The following is a 20832-nucleotide window of genomic DNA, read 5'->3' on the forward strand; positions in this document are numbered from 1 at the left end:
TCGTGACAGGAGAGATTTCTGTTGTTATGACAAACCGAAATCCCGAGGTAGATCAGTCTGAGTCCGGAGTAGAGCAGCTTACGGCATTGTGAGTTTTTGCCCACTGAAAACGACGTCGAAGTCTGTTGTTTACTTGAACAATTAAAATCTGCAAAGGAGCATATCGAGATTACAGATAGAGATCATATGAGGAGGGAAAGACAGATGGAGCTATGGGACTTGTATGACAGTGAGAGGCGGCCGTTAAATCGCACTCACGTAAGGGGCGAGGCGTTTGCGGAGGGCGAGTACTACGTGTGCGCGGAGATATGGATCAGAAATTCCAAGGGGGAGTTTTTGATCACAAAGCGGCACCCCGAAAAAAAGTCTGGGAATCTGTGGGAGTTTACGGGCGGCGGCACGCTGGCCGGAGAAAGCACAAAGCAGTCCGCGGTGCGGGAAACGATGGAAGAAACAGGCATCCCGGCCCGGGAATCGGAGCTGCGGCTTTTTGCCACCTACCGGCGCAAGAACTATTTCCTGGATTTGTTTCTGCTGCAAAAGGACGTTGATATTTCGGAGGTTGTCCTTCAGCCGGGAGAGACCATAGACGCGAAGTGGGCCTCGAAGGAAACGATCCTGCAAATGATCGAGAACGGCGAGTTTGTACATTCAACGGGGCAGCGCTTTCTGACATATAAAGACGATTTGCAGTAAACCAAAGCCAAGAAAAGCACAGAGGGAGGATAATCTATGAGCATTCAGGAGAACGAAAAGCGTTTTCCCTTATATCACAAGGAGATTATGGATGAACTTGATCTTACAAGTGCTGAGGCTAAAGCTACATACAAAGAAATTGAAGAATGGGTGCAGGAACACTACGGATTTCATGTAACAAATCTTAATATCGCTCAGGTAAAGCAGAAGCATGGAATTATAGAAAGAGAGAACTACAATAAGCCAAAATCTGAGAATAGCAGACAGCCTGGATGTCCGGAAGAAAAGGTAAAGGCTATAGAAGAGGCTTTGAAATTTTTTCAGATGATATAAGGCCTGATTTATGGCGCAAGTTCTTTTATAATTATTGTTAAGGTTGAATCGTAAACTGTATTCACGTACAATTTACAAAGATTTTACTTTATTTGATTGGAAAGGAGCATGATTATATGACCATCAGAGTTGTTACCGCTCAGTAGTCTGAGCTTAAATAATAAATGAATCGTAAGCTCAGATGAATCCTAAAAGAAATATCAATTTAGGAGGAGCATTATGAGCTATATTAAGGCAGAGAACGTGCTGCCACAGGAACTGATTGAAACGATTCAGCAATATGTAGACGGTAAATTGATCTATATTCCCTGCAAGGAAAAACAGGAGTGGGGAACCACGACTTCTGCCAAGGTCTTCTTTCGTGAAAGAAATGAAGAAATATACGAAAACTACATAGGCGGAATAGGAATACACGAACTTGCACACAGGTTTTCCCTGTCGGAGAAAAGCATTCAGAGAATCCTCAGGAATCAGAGGCTGGCCTTAAGCAAAGGTGCCCCTTCTGTCTGATCATACCAAAATAAGAGTGTTCTTTAGATGTGGAGGTTGTGGGAAGAAACAGGAGTTTATCAATTCCTATAGATTTAGAGTAAATGCTAACGGTAAGAGTGTTGATGTATGGCTGATATATCGATGTAAGAAATGTAAGCATTCCAAGAACCTCACAATTTATGAAAGGACTCGTCCAGGAAAGATACCTGAAGAATTGTTTGAGAGCTTTATGAATAACGATATGGAAACTGCCATGAAGTATGGTAGCGATATAGACTTTTTAAAAAGAAACAATGCTGAATTAAAATGAATTTCGGCCGGGCTATGTGTCCGGCCATTTCAATAGGGAGAATGTAATGGAAGAACAATATTTTTTTCATGTAATATCCGACATTCCCAAGAAGGTCGGTGAACATATCATTCTGGATGACAAGCATCCAAACGGTGTCCACAAGCGTGTATATGAGGAACTCGAAACAGTAAATGATATATATAACAATCCTGAAAAATATAAGGATACAGAACTGACGCACAAGGTGGATGTAGCGCTTCGTGAGCTTGCGTTGGAAAAAGTTAGAAAAGAAAAGTATTCGGAGTACCCTTCGAGAATGGCTTCGCTATATGTGTCTAAGTCATACGAGGAAGCTGAGAGGTGGGGAGACTATTTTGCTAAGTTAGGAAGACCTACTTTCGGAATTGCAAAGATAAAAGTGACTGGAAGAGTTTTTGAAGGAGATGCCTACAAGTGTTTTGATGGAGTAACAGACGAACAAGAGAATCTTAGGATGGCTGAAATCTATTGGCAGAATGGAGCTAATGAGGATGGACATGAATCAATCGTGGAGATTCTTGCTGACGGAGATATAGAGATTGTTGAGATGGTAAAAGATATTAATGCGAATACGGAATACAAATATTTTGAGTTGAGAGAAAAACCCGACTTAAAAGATATGGCTGCAGATTGGTTTCACAAAAAGTGGGGAGTCCCCAAGGATGCTTATCTTGAATGTATGACAGCGTATCTTAATAAAGAGACCGAAAATGGTTGGTACCTATGCATGTTAGGAGATCAAATTGTCGGGGGGTTAGGTGTAATCGATAATGATTTTCATGACAGGAAGGACTTAAGCCCCAATGTTTGCGCTGTATATACTGAAGAGGCTCATCGTGGACAGGGGATAGCAGGAAATCTTCTTAATCTTGTTGTGGAGAACATGAATAAAAAAGGAATTTCACCGCTCTATCTTGTTACAGATCATACTGGTTTTTATGAGCGTTATGGATGGGAGTTTTACTGTATGGCTCAAGGGGATGATGAACCGGAGCAGACGAGATTGTACATTCATCGATGATACATTTGAAATAAACAACTAGGAAAAGACGCACTCTATACTTACTAATGGCAGGTATGAGTGCGCCTTTTTCTTGAAAAAGAAAATGTAATAGATTTCGGAAAAGCATTTGACATTGGTTTATTTTTTCTTCTTGCCGCGTCCGGTTCCTTTTACAGGTTTACAAAGATCTGAATATCTCTGGAGGATATCGGTAAAGGTTTTAAACTCATAAGGGTCCATCTTAGTGAAGTTGATTTTAAAGAGTTTGCTGTACATTATCATCTGAGCTTGTGTTGCATTATCGGCAGTCTTTAGTTCTTCAAATGAGTCAAGGATATCATCAACAGGTGTAGTTGCATCACCGGTTTCTGCATCTTTGCTATGAGCATCTCTTAAATCTTTTGCGATTTTTACGATATCATTTCCGAGAAGGTTGTTAAAGTAATTATCTTCGGAAATAGAAGCTGTCGCCAATGTTTTCATATAATGATCTTCATCAGATATGCCTTTGTTTTGAAGACGGACTCTTGTCTGTTCAATCATTTTGTTGAGGTTTCTAAATTGCATTCCGGCAAGATTGTCAATGTAGATTTCCATGTCAGTGAGAAAATTTTTAAACTCTGGATGCTTTATCATTTCGCATATTAGGCGAGCATTCAGCTTGCCACTTTTTAATATTTCAACAGTTTCATCATCTAACCCTAAGTCATCAACAGGGAATCTGTGCTGTTCACGATTCTCGGTAAGTCCTAATAAATAATCGGAAGTTACTCCATAAAAATTTGCAAGGGAGATAATAGCCTTGTGAGTAATTTCTTTGTAATCATCAGTTTCATAATTTCCTAGAGATGCTCTGGATATTCCGGTCTGTTCTGCCAGTTCTTGCAGTGACAGACCTTTTTCTATTCTCAAATCTTTCAATTTTTCCTGAATCGATAATTTACATTTCATGAAACCAATCCCCTTTAACAAAGTTTATATAAATGGCACATCTACATTATAACGGAACGCACGTTTGTGGGATACGGCTAAATCTAAAAACGTGGAATTTTTAATTCTTTTAAAAATATTCCTACCTCTTGGATATACGGATTGGACCGTATGTTTCTTGGATAATGTGTTCATAAACAATGATTTCCAGTCTGGAGAGGAGGTGAAAAGCAAATGTTGTTAAATCAGGGATACGTTCCATGTAACAAACAGATTCATATCAAGATTCCTGAAAATGAATTGCAGATGATTCATGACAGGATGGAGAAGATAGGAGTCAAAAACATGAGCGCCTATATTAGGAAGATGGCAATCGATGGATATTACATTCACATAGACTTCAGTGAGTTATTAGAAATCATCAAACTTCTAAAAATTGACAGCAACAATATCAACCAGATTGCAAAAGTTGCCAATTCATGTGGCACTGTAGATGGCAAAACAATTTCAGATATGAAGGAGAATCATGAACGAGTTTTGAAGAAGGTGGAAAAGACTTTTAACAAATATTTGGACATTTATTGACTTCGTTTTTAGCCTGCTTTGCAGGCGTAGCTTGTCGATGAAAATCGGCAATCAGGGGGATTGGGGCACACTCCCCAACAAGCAAAATCGCATCAGGTGTACACCGATGCACTGCTTGCCAATTTGCGAAAAGCCAAAAAACCAGAATGAAAGGAAGGAGAATATGGGAAAGAGTTACTTTGATAATTCATCTTATAATGTAGCGTTTGAAAGATGCATAGATGTACTTGCTGAGCTAATTGAAAAGTATGCCGGTAAGTTTGCAATGGATGATATAGGCTATGACTATTGCATATATATTGGCAATATTCCGGTCACACTTGTTTATTCATACGAAAAATTTGGTGACCGACTCAAAGATTATTATAGTCAATGTTATCACAATCCAGGCTCAGTGATGAAATCAGGAAAGAGAATGTGCCAAAAAGCAAGTTGACAGTGATGCGGCGCAGAATTACAATGGTGTCAGAAAGCGAGGTGGCACGAGATGAAGATTACTACTCTTGATGAAGCCCTTAAGAGAATAAAAGAATTAGAAAAAGAGGTTGCCGAGCTTAAGGCGGAAAATGAAAAGCTTCGAAAGCGTAACTTCGGTGGTCGCAAAAAACATGATGAAGCTTGGATGGCAGCATACAATGATTTCATGTTGAAGTATGAGAGTGGCATGACTTTTATGGAGATTGTGGCAGAGGGGGATGTCAGCAGAAGAACAGCCTATCGCTATCTGGCATATTATAAAGAACTGCAGAAAATTGCAGGGACTTCAAAAAGTGTTCAGAAGTGAACACTTTAAATATTAAGGTTAAGACATAGAATCTTGAGGTCAAAAAATTTGACCTCAAGATTTGGAAAGGAAAATATGGACGATAAAAAGAAGGAAGTGGTTGAGAATACTGAAATAGTTCCAGTAGAAATCACGGAAGAACTTTTGAAAGAAAAACTATATGAGGTACGTGGCGTAAAGGTGATGCTTGATTCAGATTTGGCAGAAATATACGGATATACTACAAAAGCTTTGAATCAGCAGGTGAAAAATAATCAAGATCGCTTTGATAATGAGTTTACTTTCAAATTGACTCGAGATGAATGGAAAGACTTGAGGTCAAAAAATTTGACCTCAAGTTGGGGCGGCTCAAGATACCTTCCTAATGTTTTTACGGAACAGGGCGTTTATATGCTAATGACTATTCTGAAGGGAGAGCTTGCGGCAAAACAGAGTAAGGACTTAGTTAAAACTTTTAAGAAAATGAAAGATTATATTCTTGGAAATCAGAGCCTTATCGGACAGCGTGAGGTTATGCAGCTTTCAATATAGACCATGGAAAACACTTCAGAGATTTCAAACTTGCGTATGGATATAGGATCCGTTGAAAGGCAGATGTCCGATGTAATGGAACAGCTTGAGGATGTAGTTACTAAATCAGAATTGGCAGATATGATGAATGGTTTTGTTAATAATGAAGATAATGGATGGCTTATGTTTAATACTAAGTATTGCAGTGCAGCTGTTGCTTATTCTTCCATATACAGCCAAGCGAAAAGGTCAATATATTTAGTCGATAACTATATAGGTCTTAGAACGCTGGTGTTACTGAAAAATGCGCCTGCAGGAACTGATATTAGAATATTCAGCGATAATATAGGGAGTGGTAAACTTCACAATGTTGAGTATACGGATTTTTGCAAAGAATATCCTAATATTAAACTCACCATGCAGCACACCAGTGGAGTTTTTCATGACAGATTTATTGTTCTTGATTACGGAACAAAAGATGAACGTGTATTCTTATGCGGCGCATCGTCAAAAGATGCGGGTGGTCGAATCACAAGTATTGTAGAAGATTTTGGAATAGATAAGTATAAACCGATGATAAAGAAATTATTGCAAAATGGATTATTGCAACTTCCATAGGAGGATGTTCAAAATGAAGAAACAAACGAAATGATATATCTACACTCGTATTTTATAACCTTGATATGATAATTTCTTTGGGTTATCGAGTTAAATCTTCAACAGCGACGCATTTCCGTAAGTGGGCAACGCAACGTGTTTTTTTATCCGAATAAAGAAGAAAAATATTTTGAGAGAAGGAGTAAACACTGTTATGTTACAGAGTGATTTTCTGGAAGCCGGAGATGTATTGGGAGACTGCGGATATGAGTATGAAGGACTACATAATGCTAACCATAATGTTGGAAAAGCAATGATAGCTCTGGAGGTTGCAACATATTTGTAGATTGATTATTGATTTGAGGCGTCCAAATATTGTAAAAAATGGACGCCTCTTTACTTGTTCTAAATTGGAGTGCTTTCGTCTAGCCAGGCGATCTCTTTTTCGACTTGCCAGAATGTTTTTCCCTCGAAGGGAGTAGCTTCAAGAAACTTCTTTTTGATTAAATCTAAATTGTTACCATGTATTTCCAAAACTCGGTCATAGGAAAGAGTTCCATCATTGTTTAATATAGAATGATAATATTTATTATCTTCATTCTGAGCTTTCCATCGATCAATGAAGAAAACAGATTCAATATCATCTGTTTGAGCCTCTAACCAATAAATATAGCCATTGTAGTAAAGTGTTGCTTCAGAGAACCATCCAGTATCAAGAAATTGATCTAAATTACCATTAATCATAATCCGTACTCCTTTAAATATTTTTGTATTTACTATTGGGAGAGTGAGCATAGTCGGGTAAACTGTACTGCTTGGAGCTTGCTCCGACTAAAACGTTGGTATCCTCTATCATCTTACCATCTTTAATCGCTGTTGTGATTTTTTTAGCAAGAATTATTGAGAAATATGGAGACAGTATAGAGCTTGGAACAGTACAGAAAGTAGTACTGATATATGAGCGTTTTAATATGTCCGGAGATAAGCAGGATTATATACTTAATCTTGAATATTCACGCGATGCGTGATAATATATTATTGACGCATAGCGTGAAAGGAGCAGAGATATGACAGATTATTTTTTGAATGATGATAGAGATGCAAAAGATATTTTGATTGAACTAAGGGAAAGTACCGGTATGAACAGGCATCAGTTCTGCGAGTACTTTGAAATCCCCTATATGACAGTAAGTGACTGGGAGCATGGCAAGAAGCGTGTTCCTAAGTACTTTCTGCGTCTGCTTGAGTATTATGTACGGATGGAGCAGATGGGGCAAGAGAAGAAAGAAGATTAAAGTGGTCGAATTTGACCACTTTAGTTGCTAGCAAAACATATGATGTAATAAGGATGTTTATATCCTAAAGTACTTTGAAAAGGAGAATCTGATAAATGGATAAAAAAACTATAATGACAATGAAAAAGACCTTTGATGATATTATACATACAACGGAAGATGGTAGCGTTGAATTTTGGTATGCCAGGGAATTGATGGAGTGTCTGGGGTATGCGACATGGAGACGTTTTAAGGAAGTTATTGAAAGAGCGAAGGAATCTTGTGAAAGTGCAGAAATAGAGGTGTCTGATCATTTTGCCGGCGCCGGCAAAATGATAGATTTACCGAAAGGTGCAAAAAGAGAAGTTGATGATATTATGCTTACTAGATATGCATGCTATCTTATCGCTCAGAATGGTGATCCTAGAAAAGAGGAGATTGCCTTTGCACAAAGTTATTTTGCGGTTCAGACAAGAAAGCAGGAGTTGATTGAAGAAAGAATTGCTTATATTGAAAGGACTGAGGCGAGAGGAAAACTTCGTGAATCAGAAAAAAGATTATCACAAAATATCTATGAGCGTGGTGTAGATGATGCTGGTTTTGGTCGCATTAGATCAAGAGGTGACCAAGCTTTATTTGGTGGAAAATCCACACAGGATATGAAGAAAAAATTAGGAGTTAGTGATAAAAGACCTTTAGCTGATTTTTTACCAACGCTGACAATTGCGGCTAAGAATCTTGCAACTGAAATGACAAATTACAATGTTGAAGAAAAAGATTTACAAGGGGAAGGTGCAATTACAACCGAGCATGTACAGAATAATTTGTCTGTGCGTGAAATGCTTGGAACGAGAGGTATAAAACCAGAGGAATTACCGCCTTCGGAAGATATTAAAAAATTGGAGCGAAGGGTAAAATCCCAAGAAAAGAAGTTGGCAAAGGAATCTGGGAAATTACCACAAGACGGGGAGTGATTATTTGAAAAAGCAACGATGTTACATACCTTATGACAATTGTGCCAGATCTTGCTTTGGAAAAAACAGTAATCGAAATCTAGTAAAAAATCAGATAGTAAGGGAATCGGAACATTCGATTCCCTTATTTTACTATACAAAAAAACAGCTATACTGACTTTTATTAATTTAAGTGTTATAATTATACAGAATATGGGTATGTATACATTTTTATCATACCAAAGTGAAGTTAAGTAATGAGAAGAAATAATAAGAGGAGTAATCATATGAATAACGAAACTATGCTTTCGTCACTAGTTAGAGGAGCGTTAAACAACGAGAACAGCAGAGAAGAATTTCTTAAGAAAATGTATGATGACGTGTATGCCTTAGTTTATCCGGTTATGAAAAACAAGAATGATTCTAAGGATTACACAGAAGATGCCCTAGATTATGTATATGATAATCTATCCCAGATTAATTTAAATAAGAACATTTATCGACAAATCGCAACATTAGTTTCTAGTTTCTTAGTCAAGGATTTATTAGAAGAAGCTAATGATTACGAATTAAAGGATTGTGCTTATAGTTATGATAATTTAAAGGAAGATAAGGAATTACATAACGTTTGCAAGAATAATGTTACAGCCTTTAGAAACGTGAAGGACTTTAAGGGTTGTGGAAAAAAGTTTAAAAAGTTGCCGGCTGTTCTTATGGCAATGTTAGAGCTTTTCGGTTATGAGATGCGAAGTGTAGCAGAGATTGCAAAGCTTACTAATCTTAGTGAAGATAAGGTTAGAGGTTTCCTTAATGAAATAAGAAGACATTATGGTTATGAAATCTTAGATGGATTTAAGGCAAAGGCAGTTAGTGAGGATACTAACGAGCTAGATGGCTTTGAATTTATTGATGAGAATACAAATCCTGATTTAGTTACAGTTACTAATTTGAAGGAAAATGTTACAAGGGGTGAAACAGCTCCAATTCCTGAAGTTGAAGCAATAACTGAAGATTCAGAGGAAGATTTAGAGTTAGAGACATTATCAGTTGAAGCTGATGATGACTTTGAAGTTGATAAGAGTGAGACTGATGGGGAAGAAAATGAGGAGAAAAAGGCAGGCCCTATTGTGGGCTTCTTTGCTAGACTTTTCCCAGATCTTTCTGTAGGTCAGGCAAGAATTGTAACTGTGGCTTTATTTGGCTTGGTGGTAGCAGTAGTTGCCGTTCTTGTATTTGTGCCATTACTAGGTAAGGATGAGGTGGCATCAGATCAGGTTCAGGTTGAATCTACTACTGAGGCTGAAAGCGAAACAGAGACTAGTGAGGCAACAACTGCTAGTCAAACAAAGGCAGCAACAACAAAGGCAACAGTTGAGACAACAACAGAATCTACTAACACTACAACAAAGGCCTCAACAGAAAGCACAACTAAAGGTACTGAAGCTGCAAAAGATGAAGACAAACAGGGTTCAGATGAAGCTCAAAATAAACAGGATTCAGATGATTCTAAAGAAAAAAATTCAGGTGAGGAATCAGTAGAAGAAGCTGGTAAAGGTAATTCAGAGACAACAAATAATAACACTGCTACTGCTACTAATACTAACGCAAGTGATACAACAGGAAATACAGATAGTAACGCAGCTGTAGAATCAGAAAGTAATTAATATTTTTATAAAGGAATGAAATATGACTAACAACACACGATTTAAAAAGCCCCTAAGAAGGCTATTGTACGGAGCGAGTGCTGTTTTAATTTTATTTTATCTCATTGTTTTATATCTAGGGCTTAAACCTGATGTAGGTGTGGAGTATGAAATGTATTACATTAGCCACGAAATAACTGAGTGGCCGGGTTACGGTAATCTAAGTTATGACTATGGTCAAGTGGAGTATTTGACTGAGAATACTTATCGTAACAGTGATGGTAAATACGTAAGCCATCCCGTAGCTAGACGAAGAGGTGATGGATGGCATACTTCAGGAAGATTTGATGGTACTTGGTCTAATGACGAAGAATCGATTCTTTACTACATTTTTAATGAAGATACGAATAAGGTAACAATCAGCATAACAGTTAAGGATTACTTAACCGAATACGGTTTTGTAAGAGCTAATTCAGGCCTGACTATGAAAGATGCCGCTGTTTTATCTAAGCAGAGAAAGTCGGCGGATAAAATAGTTTCAGGAACAATTGAAACGGCAATAATTGCAGCTACTGATGAGGGAAACTCTCATAGATCCTGGGTGCTTAAGGTGATTAATATGGCAAAGGAAGCCAATACTAATGGAGAAGAGTTAACACTTCTTTCTGTGGCTAGTGCTTTTCCATCTGAAAGCTTAAGAAGAGCATCTTATACAGGTTGTGAGTATGTAGAGCCATCAACGGATGGAACTTGTTCGGTAGATATTTATCTTGGTGAGACTTATATAGGTACATTTAATCAGCCTGGAGAGTTTGAATTTAGTGTAGATGCAGACATAGTAAAGGATGAGCTTTACGAACTTAAATTTGTCTCAGATGAAGATACAAGTTTCCTTTTATGGAAGGTTAACATAACGAATCAATAAAAAATAAAAACTAGGAGTTAGATTTATGAAAAAAAATCGATTAGGGTCATTAATCAAAGAGTTTAGTATTCCTGGCCTTATAACACTTATCACTCTTTTAGTAGTCTTTTTACTAAAGGGAATTTGGCCACTTGGTCAAAACAGAATTGATTTCTTTGACAACATGCAGCAGGTCGCCCCATTATATGCTCATTTATGGGATTTCATGCATGGTAAGGCAAGTATTTGGTTTGATTGGTACACAGGCTATGGTACTAATGTTTCAATGAGTATTTCAGCATTTTCAATGCTAAGTCCATTTAATATCTTATTATATTTTTGCCCAAGAGATTATATTTTAGAGTTTATCTCAATTCTTACATTAGTTAAATTAACTTTTGCTTCTGTGGCAATGTATGGATATCTCTATGTTAGCTTTAAGAACTTAGATAGAAAGGCAAAGGTTGCTCTTTCTGTTCTTTATTCATTTGGTGGATATGTAATTGTTTACGCTTCATGCTTTACACCATGGATGGATATTGTAGCAATTTTCCCACTTCTTATGATGGCTTACGATAGATTATTCTACACAGGCAAGAAGTTATTCTATACAATCATGGTAGCAATTATGTTTATTATTAATTACTATCTTGGTGCTATGTCGCTTATTTACATTCTTTTAGTTGGTGGAATCAGAATGTTTGCTACTGGAGATAGAAAGGCTTGGAAGAAGAAGACTTTAAATACTGGTCTTGGTACAGCAGGTGGTCTTGCACTTTCTTGTTTCGTGCTTATTCCTGTATTTATGCAGCTTTCTACTTCACAGCGTGGTGGCAGCAGTGAAAGTTTAATTTCACAGTATTTAGGTTGGATTGTTAAGCCAGTGGCTACAAGCATTTCCCTTGGTATTATTGAACGTTCTATTATGATTTTTGGACTTTCTTTCTGCTTCGTGTTTGTAATCGCAGCAATGATTAGAGAAAAGAAGAATTCAAAGAACTTTAAGGAAAGCTTAGGAATGCTAATCTTAGTTTTAGCTCCAGTTGTTTCAGAGGGTGTAAACCTTATGTGGCACTTTGGTTCTTATAACGGTTATACCTTAAGAAATGGATTTATTATTGCCTTTACAATGATTATCCTAACAGCAAAGTATCTTGAGATTCACATGCAGGATTCTTATGAAAATGCATCTAGAAAGCCACTTATTAACGATGATAAGCTTTCTAATAAGGAAAGAATTATTAGTTGTTTCCTTATAGCCTTTGTTTGCATTGGCTTCGCTCTTCTTTATAACAAGGCAGGAAGCCTTGGAGAAATGGCTGGCTTTATATTTGTAAATGCAGTATTTGTAATTTTCCTATTGATTTACATTTTCATGCTAATTAAGTCAAAGAAGGGGCTTAACCTTAAAAGGGTTATTTCTTTCATGATTGTTGAGATTTTCTTAGGGGGTTATGCCTTTACTGGCCCACCTAAGTTCTACAGCTACGCAGCTTACCAGTATGGCGATTATGTTCAGTTAGCAGTGGAGGCCGCTAATAACCTTGAAATTGAAGAGTCTGCAACAGATAGAATTGTAAACCCTGATATTTCTCTTAATGCTAACTATCCATTGATTTTAAGAAGAGGCGCAACATCAAGCTTTACAGCAGCTCTCCTTGAAAATACACAGGATTACAGTAGAAACTTTGGTTACTCTAAGTACTTCTTATGGTTACTTGATTCTGGCGGAACAGTATTTACAAATGCCTTATTCCACGTGACTGAGGCAGTTAATCAGTTAGATTTAGATAATTATTTATATACACTTGAAAGACAGGAAGGGGACTTTAAGTTATATTCTTGTAACTACACACTTCCTTTTGCCATGACTATTAATAAGTCTATCTTAGATAAGGGCTTAGCAAATTATGGCGATGCAACAAATTGGGACAGAGGCGCTCATGGCGACTGGATCGATTTACATAACATTTTCTATTCAGCAATGGTAAACGATAGCGAGGCTACTCTTGTAAAGCGTTATGAGGATGAGGCAGAGATTTCAAAGACTGACACAGTTCTTTCTGCAAGTTATTCTTACTACATCAATGGTACACAGGCCCTTTATATCGGTCTTGATACTAATAATGATGATAACGATGCTAACTCATCAATGCTTTATGAGGACTTAACTGTCTATGTAAACGGTGAGGCTGTCAATGCTTCAACTCTTGGTGATTTAGAAAATGTATCAACACCTGATAACTACAACAATGGTCTTCTCTACTTAGGTACATTTGCAGATGAAGATGTGGAAATTGTTGTTGAGTGTAAGGATATTGATAATTACGAAAGACTTATTACAACAGTTGGTGGCGTGGATTTAGGAAAGCTTGGTGAGCTTTGCGATTCTTATAATAACAATACAGAATATGAGGTAAGTTATGATAACTCCTCTTTAACACTTACATATAATAACTACGCTACAGAATCAGAATCTGATGACTCAGATGGTAGCGTTTCTTCAGATTGCTATATTATTATGCCAGTTATATATAATAGCGATAACTGGAGTGCAACAATTAATGGCAAGTCAGTAGATGTAGACAATGTCTTTGGCTTATTTACTGGGGTTAACCTAGAAGAAGGCAATAATACAATTACTTTAGAATTTAAGGCAAAGGGTACAACACCAGGTCTTTTAATTTCTATAATTGCTTTAATTATTATTGTTGCTGGCAGTCTTTATGGATATTTTACAAAGAAGGGTAAGTTAAAAAGAGTTGCTCTCTTTGGAGTTTGCGAAAAGATTCTTTCAAGGATTGCGGTTTGGGTATACGGTGCAATCTTTGTACTCATGACAATATTTATGTTTGCAATTCCTATTGTTACTAGTGTATTTGCAAATCTAATTCAGATCTTTAAAGGCTTAATGAATTTATAGAAAAGGAGAGTACTATTTATGTCCAAAATAAAAGACAAATTTAGAAGGCTCCTAAAGGAAAACGTAAATTTTAGAATATTAATGACAATTCTTATGGTATGGGGGCTTTCAAGACTTATAATGATTGCCCTTGTGCCAATCACTAATTTGATTTGTGATACTCATAAGGATTTTGCCATGTCCATAAATGTGTGGGATGCAGAGCATTACGCAGATATTATGAAATACGGATACACTTATCCAACAGATGTGGACCCTCAGGCTAACTGGGCATTTTTCCCACTTTATCCTTTGATCTGCATGTTTGTAAGAGCCCTAAGTTTTAATTATCTTTCGGCTTATGTAACAGGTATGATTGTGTCTAACATTTGCATAATAATTGCTGCTTTCTATTCCGCAAAGATTGTTACGGATTTAGGTCTTAACTACGGAGATGGCAAGAAGGTCAAACTAAGAGGCAGTGAGAGTAAGGAAGGAAAAGTTGAATATTCTTGGATACTTATTTCAATCTTACTTTTTGCTAGTCCTTATGCTTTTTATGCAGGTTCAACTTATACAGAGAGTCTTTTTATAATGACTATCGCTTTAAGTTTTTACAATATTATAAAGAAGAACTACTTGGCAGCGGGCTTTTTTGCCATGCTTACCTCAGCTACTAGAATAGTTGGTTGCATACTTGTTTTCCCAATTATTATAGAAATGTTCTTTGATTGGATAAGACTTGAGGATAGAAAAATTCCTCACATTAAGGACTTTAAAAAGTTTTGTAGATGTTTATGGGATTTCATTCTTTATGAATTAAAGAGACCCGTTGATATATTCTCAGTGATGATTGCCCCTCTAGGTACATTTGCATATATGTTCTTCTTAAGAATCTTTTGCGGTGACCCTTGGGCTTTCATGCATGTGCAGATTGCATGGAGAGATGACAACTACTTCCCAATTATTGGGGTTTTATGGAAGGCCTGCACAGGCCAGCTAGAGCTAAGATACACCTACATGGGTTGGTTTTGTATTGTAGCTTTCGCCCTTTATGGATATATGATTTATAGAAAATATATCTCTATGGCGATTTTTGGAATTATAGCTCTACTTATTCCACTAACTAGTCATGTTATGAGTACACCTAGATTTATTATTGGAGTTTGGGTAACTTATATTGGAGTTTATGACCTTTTAGCTAGAATGCCAAAAATCTTAAGAGTGCTTATCACAACGGCTTTAATTGTTATAGAAAGCTTTATGATTTTTTATTGGTATCAGGAATTTTATTGGTTTATGTAAGTATTGCCTTTAGTGAACTTTTTATGAAGGCTATAATTTTACTTGTAATATTCATATTTAGGTATTATAATTAACAAGCTTGTGAAAAAACTGTCAGTTTGTGAGAGTTTTTGCCTTATATAGGGCATTTTTAAACAAGTGATTACTATTAGATTAAAATTTAGATTAGATTTTTAGGAGGCAAACAATGTTATCAGTTGTTATTCCAACATTTAATGAAGGTAAGAACATTAGAAATCTTGTAACTCAGATTGATGATGCTCTTAAGGGAATTGATTATGAGATTCTTTTTGTAGATGACAGTAAGGACAACACACCAGAGATTATTATGGAAGTTGCTAAGGACTTCCCACAGATTCGTATGGAACATAGAACTAACGAATCAGGACTTGCTACAGCTGTTTTAAAGGGATTCAGATTAGCAAAGGGTGATTATATGGCGTGTATGGACGCTGATTTACAGCATCCTCCAATCGTTTTAAAATATATGTATAAAGCAATGGAAGCTGGCGCAGACTTCTGTATTCCATCAAGACTTATTCCTGGTGGTGATGACGGTGGTCTTAACTGGTACCGTAAGTTTGTATCAGGTACAGCAAGAAAGATCGGTCAGATCATGTTACCATGCTTAAGAAAGATTACAGATCCTACTTCAGGTTTATTCATGTTTAGAAGAGAAGTAATTGAGAACGCTGACTTACAGCCAATTGGTTGGAAGATTATGGTTGAGGTACTTGCTATGGGTACTTACGCAAAGGTTACTGAGATCCCTTATAAGTTCCAGCAGAGAACTGAAGGTGAATCAAAGCTTTCAGGTAAGGTTACTATGGAATACCTTAAGCAGTTAGTTAATCTTCGTAAGAGATACAACAAGGCTAATAAGTATACAGTTGAGACATGGACAACTGAACGTATGATGCAGGGCGAATAATTAGTGCCTTAAACTAAAATATATGGTATTATTAAACGTGGGTGCGCAACATGCGCCCACGTTATTTTTTCTTTTTTGGAGGATATTTGATATGGCAATTTTAGTAACAGGCGGAGCAGGATTTATTGGCAGTCATACAGTGTTAGAGTTACTTAATGCTGGATATGAAGTAGTAGTAGTGGATAATTTAGTTAATGCAAGTAAAGAGTCTTTAAAGAGAGTAGAAGAACTTTCAAATAAAAAGGTTACATTTTATGAGAATGATATCTTAGATAGAGACGCTCTTAATAATATTTTTGATAAAGAAGATATTGATAGTGTAATTCATTTTGCTGGTCTTAAGGCGGTTGGTGAATCAGTAGCTAAGCCACTTGAATACTATCACAATAATATTTCAGGTTCTTTAGTACTTTTCGACGTTATGAGAAATCATGGTGTTAAGAATATCATTTTCTCATCATCAGCAACAGTTTACGGAGACCCTGCCTTTATTCCTATTACAGAGGAATGCCCAAAGGGTAAGCCAACTAACCCTTATGGTATGACAAAGTGGATGCTTGAAGAGATTCTTATGGATATTCAGAAGGCGGATCCTGAGTGGAATGTTATTCTACTTAGATACTTTAATCCAATTGGTGCACATGAGAGTGGCAGAATGGGTGAGAATCCTAACGGAATTCCAAATAACCTCATGCCATACATCACTCAGGTTGCAGTTGGTAAGTTACAGCAGCTTGGTGTATTTGGTAATGACTATGATACTCCAGATGGAACTGGTGTAAGAGATTACATTCATGTAGTTGATTTAGCTCTTGGTCACGTGGCAGCTATTAAGAAAATTGCAGAAAATCCAGGTGTTAAAATATATAACTTAGGTACAGGAAATGGCTACTCAGTTCTTGATATCGTTAAGAACTTCGAGGAAGCAACTGGCGTTAAGATTCCTTATGTTATTAAGGAAAGAAGAGCAGGAGATATTGCAACATGTTATTGTGATGCAAGCCTTGCAAAGAAGGAACTTGGCTGGGAAGCAAAGAGAGATTTAAAGCAGATGTGTGCTGACTCTTGGAGATGGCAGTCAAATAACCCTAATGGGTATGAAGGATAGGCTCGAGCCTATATAGCAATTCCTAAAGGAATTGTTACAACAGTGGGAACATCATCCATTAGATTTGCCTGCGGCAAAGGGATGATGCTAGATCGTAGTGTTAAAACACTACGACAGTAGTGGTATTATTTAGGAGGAACTAACAAATGGGAAAGTATTTTGGTACTGATGGCTTTAGAGGTGAGGCAAATGTTACATTAACAGTTGACCATGCCTTTAAGGTAGGTAGATTTTTAGGATGGTTCTATGGTAAGAATCATGAAGACGGTAAGTCAAAGGTAGTTATTGGAAAGGATACAAGACGTAGTAGTTACATGTTTGAATACGCATTAGTTGCTGGTTTAACAGCTTCTGGCGCAGATGTATATTTACTTCATGTTACAACAACACCTTCTGTATCTTATGTTGCAAGAACAGAGGACTTTGATTGCGGTATTATGATTAGTGCAAGTCACAATCCATTTTACGATAACGGAATCAAGCTTATTAACGACAGAGGCGAGAAGATGCGTGAAGACGTTATTGGCGAGATTGAGAAGTATCTTGATGGAGACTTAGGTGAAATCCCTTATGCAACTAAGGAGAATATCGGACGTACAGTGGATTATGTAGCTGGACGTAACAGATACATGGGTTACCTTATGAGCCTTGCTATTCATTCTTTCAAGGACAAGAGAATCGGTCTTGATGCAGCTAATGGTAGTGCTTGGACTCTTGCAAAGGCAGTATTTGACGCACTTGGAGCTAAGACTTATGTTATAAATGCTAACCCAGACGGTACTAATATTAATACAAATTGCGGTTCAACTCATATTGAAGGCTTACAGGAATTAGTAAGAAGAGAACATCTTGATGCTGGTTTTGCCTTTGATGGTGATGCTGATAGATGCTTATGTGTAGATGAAAATGGTGAAATCATTTCCGGTGATCACATCCTCTACATCTATGGTTGCTACATGAAGGAGCAGGGTGCTCTTGAAGGCAACAAGGTTGTTACAACTGTAATGTCAAACTTTGGTCTTTACAAGGCCTTTGATGCAGTAGGCATTGAATATGAGAAGACTGCTGTAGGTGATAAGTATGTTTATGAAAATATGCTTCAGAACGGATACAGACTTGGTGGTGAACAGTCTGGCCACATTATCTTCTCTAAGTATGCTACAACAGGTGATGGTATTATTACAGCCTTAAAGATGATGGAAGTTATGATTGCAAAGAACAAGACATTATCTGAACTTGCTGCACCATTTGCAGTTTATCCACAGGTATTAAAGAATATTAAGGTTACTAATAAGACTGAAGCTCAAAACGATAAGGAAGTTAAGGCAGCAGTTGAAGAAGTAGCTAAGATGCTTGGTGAAGATGGTAGAATCTTAGTTCGTGAAAGTGGTACAGAGCCACTTGTACGTGTAATGGTTGAGGCAAACTCACTTGATTTATGCGAAAAGCTTGTAGATAAGGTTATTGATGTAATTAAGGCTAGAGGTTATGCAATCTAGAATTAGCATTAAATAATGAATAAAGCTAGAAATTAGCTAATATAATAAAGAAGCAGAGAGTTAAACTCTCTGCTTCTTTTATTTAAAGGCTGTAGCCTTGGTTTTTAAAAACATACCCAAATTTTTAAAAAAGTAAAAAACATTAAATTAAAATTGAAATTTTCTAATCAAGGTTAATATCATAATTTCTGATGAGAAAGCAAGCCCCCTTGCTTTTTATGATCATTGGTACCCCTACTAATGATTTCATCAGATATGAAAAAATTCTAAGTCAAAGAAGAAACGTTTCTTAAGCGTTAGTGCTTTCGCTCTTGCTATTGTAGAAGTCTTCAAACATTGTATTAACTGCGTCGAGGGTCTGATTTGAAATATCAGGAAGTTCCTTGCCCCAAGCTTTAGTTGCGGCTTTGAAACCCTTCTCAACGGCAGCCTGCATCTTCTTCATAGTCTCCACATCATCCCCAGCTAAGGCTTTTGCGAAGGAGAAGATTCTCTCAGATGTCTGTTTAACACCCCAATAACCGTCTTCAGAAATGTCTTCTTCTGCTTGTTTTCTTGTTGCTTCATCTACAGTGAAATTTCCACTAGCTAATTGTTTCCACATGTCATCGGCTGAACCAATGGCAATTCCTTGTTTCTGGAACATCTGTGTAACAAGTGACTGCATCTGTGAGGTACGTGCCTCAAGATCTGCTTTTAATTGTTCCACTAATTCCGGGTTAGCTATTTGTCTTGTTGTAGATGCTGTTTTGCTTGAATTGCTTGAACTCTCGTAAGTTGCTGCGACATCAGAAAAAATAGCCTTCTCCGAAGTGGATGAGCTATTAGACTTGCTTGCCTTACTAGAGTACTTTGATGCTACGGTCTCTGTAGCTGCTACAGAGATAGCTGAATTAACTCCATTTAATTCCATAAGCTTTACCCTCCTTGGTAAAAAAAGATTCTATTAAGATATTTAGTTTAAGAAAAGATTTCTTATAACTCAAGTATCGGCATCTTAATATGAAAACTTAACCCTTAAATTACATTTTTTTTGAAAATTTTTTTAAGACCGTAAATTTAGCGATACATTTTCAAAAAAATTAGAATGTTTCTGCGTTCTTTCTATACTTGTGAGGAGACACGCCCTTAATTCGTCTAAAGGCATCTCCAAAGTAATTGCTGTCGTTAAAACCGCATTCAAAGGCAATCTCTGTAATGGTTTTGTTGGTACCAAGTAAAAGCTCACAGGCTTTTTTAATTCTAATATTAATCATGTACTCCTTAAAACCAAAACCAGTGGATGCTTTGAATTTCTTAGACAGGTATGAGCGACTTAGGTTAAACTGGTGAGCAATGTCATCAAGCATAAGTGGCTCATTGTAGTGATTGTATATGTAAGTTGCGATTTCTTGCATAATCTGGTTGTTCGTGTCGATCTCTTTTACAACGTTATCCTCAAATTTCTTGCATCGAATTATAAAAAGAAGTAACTCGGATAGGGATGTACTTATAAATGCCGGGGATAAGATGTCGGGATTGTTCTTCTCAAATAAAAGCTTGTTCATTAGAGTCTCTGCATAATCCCTTCTTCTATCTGGTATTGAAAATACATCATTAGCCGATAAAAATTCTTCAACCACGCCGTCTCCAGCATAATTGTTTAGCCAGTGCACCTGTTCTTCTGTAAAACTTATTACGATACGTTCATGAACACCTTTACCTGTGTAGTCAGTCTTGTGAAGAGTGCCTGCAGGTACAATGGCAATATCGCCCTTGTTGAAGGTATAGATGTTGTGATCAATAAAAACCTTACATTGTCCGCTTACCAAATAAAAAATTTCATGGAAGGGATGAGAGTGGGTGCTACTTGGTTTAAAAGAAGCCTCTCTTTTTATACGTTGTATATTGAATTCTTTCGGAACATTCTTTAACATAATTATATAACTCCTTAACATATATTAAAAGTAAAAAATATTTACCGGTTTTGTATTGGTTAACAAAATTTCTGTATTTTCTCTTATATCAAGGTATAAATTTGTAGAAAATACATATTTTTATGCTAATATAATT

General features: G+C 36.9%; 22 protein-coding genes and 2 pseudogenes. 20 read left to right on the forward strand and 4 right to left on the reverse strand.

The window, feature by feature from the left end:
• The first annotated feature begins 204 nt into the window (after positions 1 to 204).
• From QVA17_RS08690 to QVA17_RS12540, 5 genes are all read left to right on the forward strand, one after another.
• The gene (locus tag QVA17_RS08690) at positions 205 to 696 is read left to right on the forward strand and encodes an NUDIX hydrolase (RefSeq protein WP_287388006.1); all 492 of its coding nucleotides are present in this window, start codon (positions 205 to 207) and stop codon (positions 694 to 696) included.
• Between the two features lie 36 nt (positions 697 to 732).
• On the forward strand, positions 733 to 1029 hold the full coding sequence (locus tag QVA17_RS08695; protein WP_287388010.1) for a 23S rRNA methyltransferase: 297 nt from the start codon (positions 733 to 735) through the stop codon (positions 1027 to 1029).
• 219 nt (positions 1030 to 1248) lie between these two features.
• Positions 1249 to 1539 (forward strand): CD3324 family protein, encoded by a 291-nt coding sequence (locus tag QVA17_RS08700; RefSeq protein WP_026511000.1) that lies wholly within the window; start codon positions 1249 to 1251, stop codon positions 1537 to 1539.
• Between the two features lie 16 nt (positions 1540 to 1555).
• The gene (locus QVA17_RS12685) at positions 1556 to 1831 is read left to right on the forward strand and encodes a DUF1062 domain-containing protein (protein WP_050008154.1); all 276 of its coding nucleotides are present in this window, start codon (positions 1556 to 1558) and stop codon (positions 1829 to 1831) included.
• 46 nt (positions 1832 to 1877) lie between these two features.
• A complete protein-coding gene (locus QVA17_RS12540; protein ID WP_330635176.1) occupies positions 1878 to 2873 on the forward strand; it encodes a GNAT family N-acetyltransferase in 996 nt (331 codons plus the stop codon).
• A gap of 120 nt (positions 2874 to 2993) precedes the next feature.
• On the opposite strand, the gene QVA17_RS08715 is transcribed toward QVA17_RS12540, so the two are convergent.
• A complete protein-coding gene (locus QVA17_RS08715) occupies positions 2994 to 3806 on the reverse strand; it encodes a helix-turn-helix domain-containing protein (RefSeq protein WP_287388019.1) in 813 nt (270 codons plus the stop codon).
• A gap of 213 nt (positions 3807 to 4019) precedes the next feature.
• Here QVA17_RS08715 and QVA17_RS08720 point away from each other — a divergent pair, with 213 nt between their 5' ends.
• The 6 genes and pseudogenes from QVA17_RS08720 (at position 4020) to QVA17_RS08745 (ending at position 6607) form a co-directional block, all read left to right on the forward strand.
• Positions 4020 to 4370: a plasmid mobilization protein gene (locus QVA17_RS08720; RefSeq protein ID WP_026528705.1), complete on the forward strand. Its 351-nt coding sequence runs from the start codon at positions 4020 to 4022 to the stop codon at positions 4368 to 4370.
• Positions 4371 to 4533: 163 nt separating this feature from the next.
• Positions 4534 to 4806, forward strand: a complete 273-nt coding sequence (locus QVA17_RS08725) for a hypothetical protein (protein WP_287388026.1) — start codon at positions 4534 to 4536, stop codon at positions 4804 to 4806.
• A gap of 51 nt (positions 4807 to 4857) precedes the next feature.
• Positions 4858 to 5154, forward strand: coding sequence for a resolvase (locus QVA17_RS08730; RefSeq protein WP_287388028.1), 297 nt, complete (start codon positions 4858 to 4860; stop codon positions 5152 to 5154).
• 75 nt (positions 5155 to 5229) lie between these two features.
• Positions 5230 to 6282: pseudogene (locus tag QVA17_RS12590) on the forward strand (ORF6N domain-containing protein).
• Between the two features lie 35 nt (positions 6283 to 6317).
• Positions 6318 to 6422 (forward strand): annotated as a pseudogene (gene rhuM / locus QVA17_RS12595) (RhuM family protein); the annotation flags it as partial.
• Positions 6423 to 6475: 53 nt separating this feature from the next.
• Positions 6476 to 6607: a hypothetical protein gene (locus QVA17_RS08745; protein ID WP_287388031.1), complete on the forward strand. Its 132-nt coding sequence runs from the start codon at positions 6476 to 6478 to the stop codon at positions 6605 to 6607.
• 59 nt (positions 6608 to 6666) lie between these two features.
• Here the strand turns inward: QVA17_RS08745 and QVA17_RS08750 are convergent, their stop codons facing one another.
• Positions 6667 to 7005, reverse strand: a complete 339-nt coding sequence (locus QVA17_RS08750; protein WP_287388033.1) for a hypothetical protein — start codon at positions 7003 to 7005, stop codon at positions 6667 to 6669.
• A 323-nt stretch (positions 7006 to 7328) separates the two neighbouring features.
• On the opposite strand from QVA17_RS08750, the gene QVA17_RS08755 reads away from it, so the two are divergent.
• The 9 genes from QVA17_RS08755 (at position 7329) to glmM (ending at position 18780) form a co-directional block, all read left to right on the forward strand.
• Positions 7329 to 7556, forward strand: a complete 228-nt coding sequence (locus QVA17_RS08755) for a helix-turn-helix domain-containing protein (RefSeq protein WP_287388035.1) — start codon at positions 7329 to 7331, stop codon at positions 7554 to 7556.
• Between the two features lie 95 nt (positions 7557 to 7651).
• On the forward strand, positions 7652 to 8509 hold the full coding sequence (gene dinD / locus QVA17_RS08760) for a DNA damage-inducible protein D (protein ID WP_287388037.1): 858 nt from the start codon (positions 7652 to 7654) through the stop codon (positions 8507 to 8509).
• A 266-nt stretch (positions 8510 to 8775) separates the two neighbouring features.
• Positions 8776 to 10152: a hypothetical protein gene (locus QVA17_RS08765; protein WP_287388040.1), complete on the forward strand. Its 1377-nt coding sequence runs from the start codon at positions 8776 to 8778 to the stop codon at positions 10150 to 10152.
• A 151-nt stretch (positions 10153 to 10303) separates the two neighbouring features.
• On the forward strand, positions 10304 to 11056 hold the full coding sequence (locus tag QVA17_RS08770; protein WP_027430923.1) for a hypothetical protein: 753 nt from the start codon (positions 10304 to 10306) through the stop codon (positions 11054 to 11056).
• Between the two features lie 25 nt (positions 11057 to 11081).
• The gene (locus QVA17_RS08775) at positions 11082 to 13958 is read left to right on the forward strand and encodes a YfhO family protein (protein WP_287388044.1); all 2877 of its coding nucleotides are present in this window, start codon (positions 11082 to 11084) and stop codon (positions 13956 to 13958) included.
• An 18-nt stretch (positions 13959 to 13976) separates the two neighbouring features.
• Positions 13977 to 15242: a hypothetical protein gene (locus QVA17_RS08780; protein ID WP_287388047.1), complete on the forward strand. Its 1266-nt coding sequence runs from the start codon at positions 13977 to 13979 to the stop codon at positions 15240 to 15242.
• 187 nt (positions 15243 to 15429) lie between these two features.
• Positions 15430 to 16173 carry a polyprenol monophosphomannose synthase gene (locus tag QVA17_RS08785; RefSeq protein ID WP_027430920.1) on the forward strand — a complete coding sequence of 248 codons (744 nt, stop codon included), beginning with the start codon at positions 15430 to 15432 and terminating at the stop codon, positions 16171 to 16173.
• A gap of 91 nt (positions 16174 to 16264) precedes the next feature.
• On the forward strand, positions 16265 to 17281 hold the full coding sequence (galE, locus tag QVA17_RS08790) for a UDP-glucose 4-epimerase GalE (RefSeq protein ID WP_287388051.1): 1017 nt from the start codon (positions 16265 to 16267) through the stop codon (positions 17279 to 17281).
• A gap of 146 nt (positions 17282 to 17427) precedes the next feature.
• A complete protein-coding gene (glmM, locus tag QVA17_RS08795) occupies positions 17428 to 18780 on the forward strand; it encodes a phosphoglucosamine mutase (RefSeq protein WP_027430918.1) in 1353 nt (450 codons plus the stop codon).
• 289 nt (positions 18781 to 19069) lie between these two features.
• Here glmM and QVA17_RS08800 read toward each other — a convergent pair whose 3' ends face one another.
• Together QVA17_RS08800 and QVA17_RS08805 are read right to left on the reverse strand one after the other, a co-directional pair.
• A complete protein-coding gene (locus QVA17_RS08800) occupies positions 19070 to 19693 on the reverse strand; it encodes a hypothetical protein (RefSeq protein ID WP_287388057.1) in 624 nt (207 codons plus the stop codon).
• 169 nt (positions 19694 to 19862) lie between these two features.
• Positions 19863 to 20696 carry a helix-turn-helix domain-containing protein gene (locus QVA17_RS08805; RefSeq protein WP_287388058.1) on the reverse strand — a complete coding sequence of 278 codons (834 nt, stop codon included), beginning with the start codon at positions 20694 to 20696 and terminating at the stop codon, positions 19863 to 19865.
• Positions 20697 to 20832 lie beyond the last annotated feature (136 nt).

It is taken from the genome of Lachnospira sp. (genome assembly GCF_016290755.1).
Lineage (GTDB): Bacteria > Bacillota > Clostridia > Lachnospirales > Lachnospiraceae > Lachnospira > Lachnospira multipara.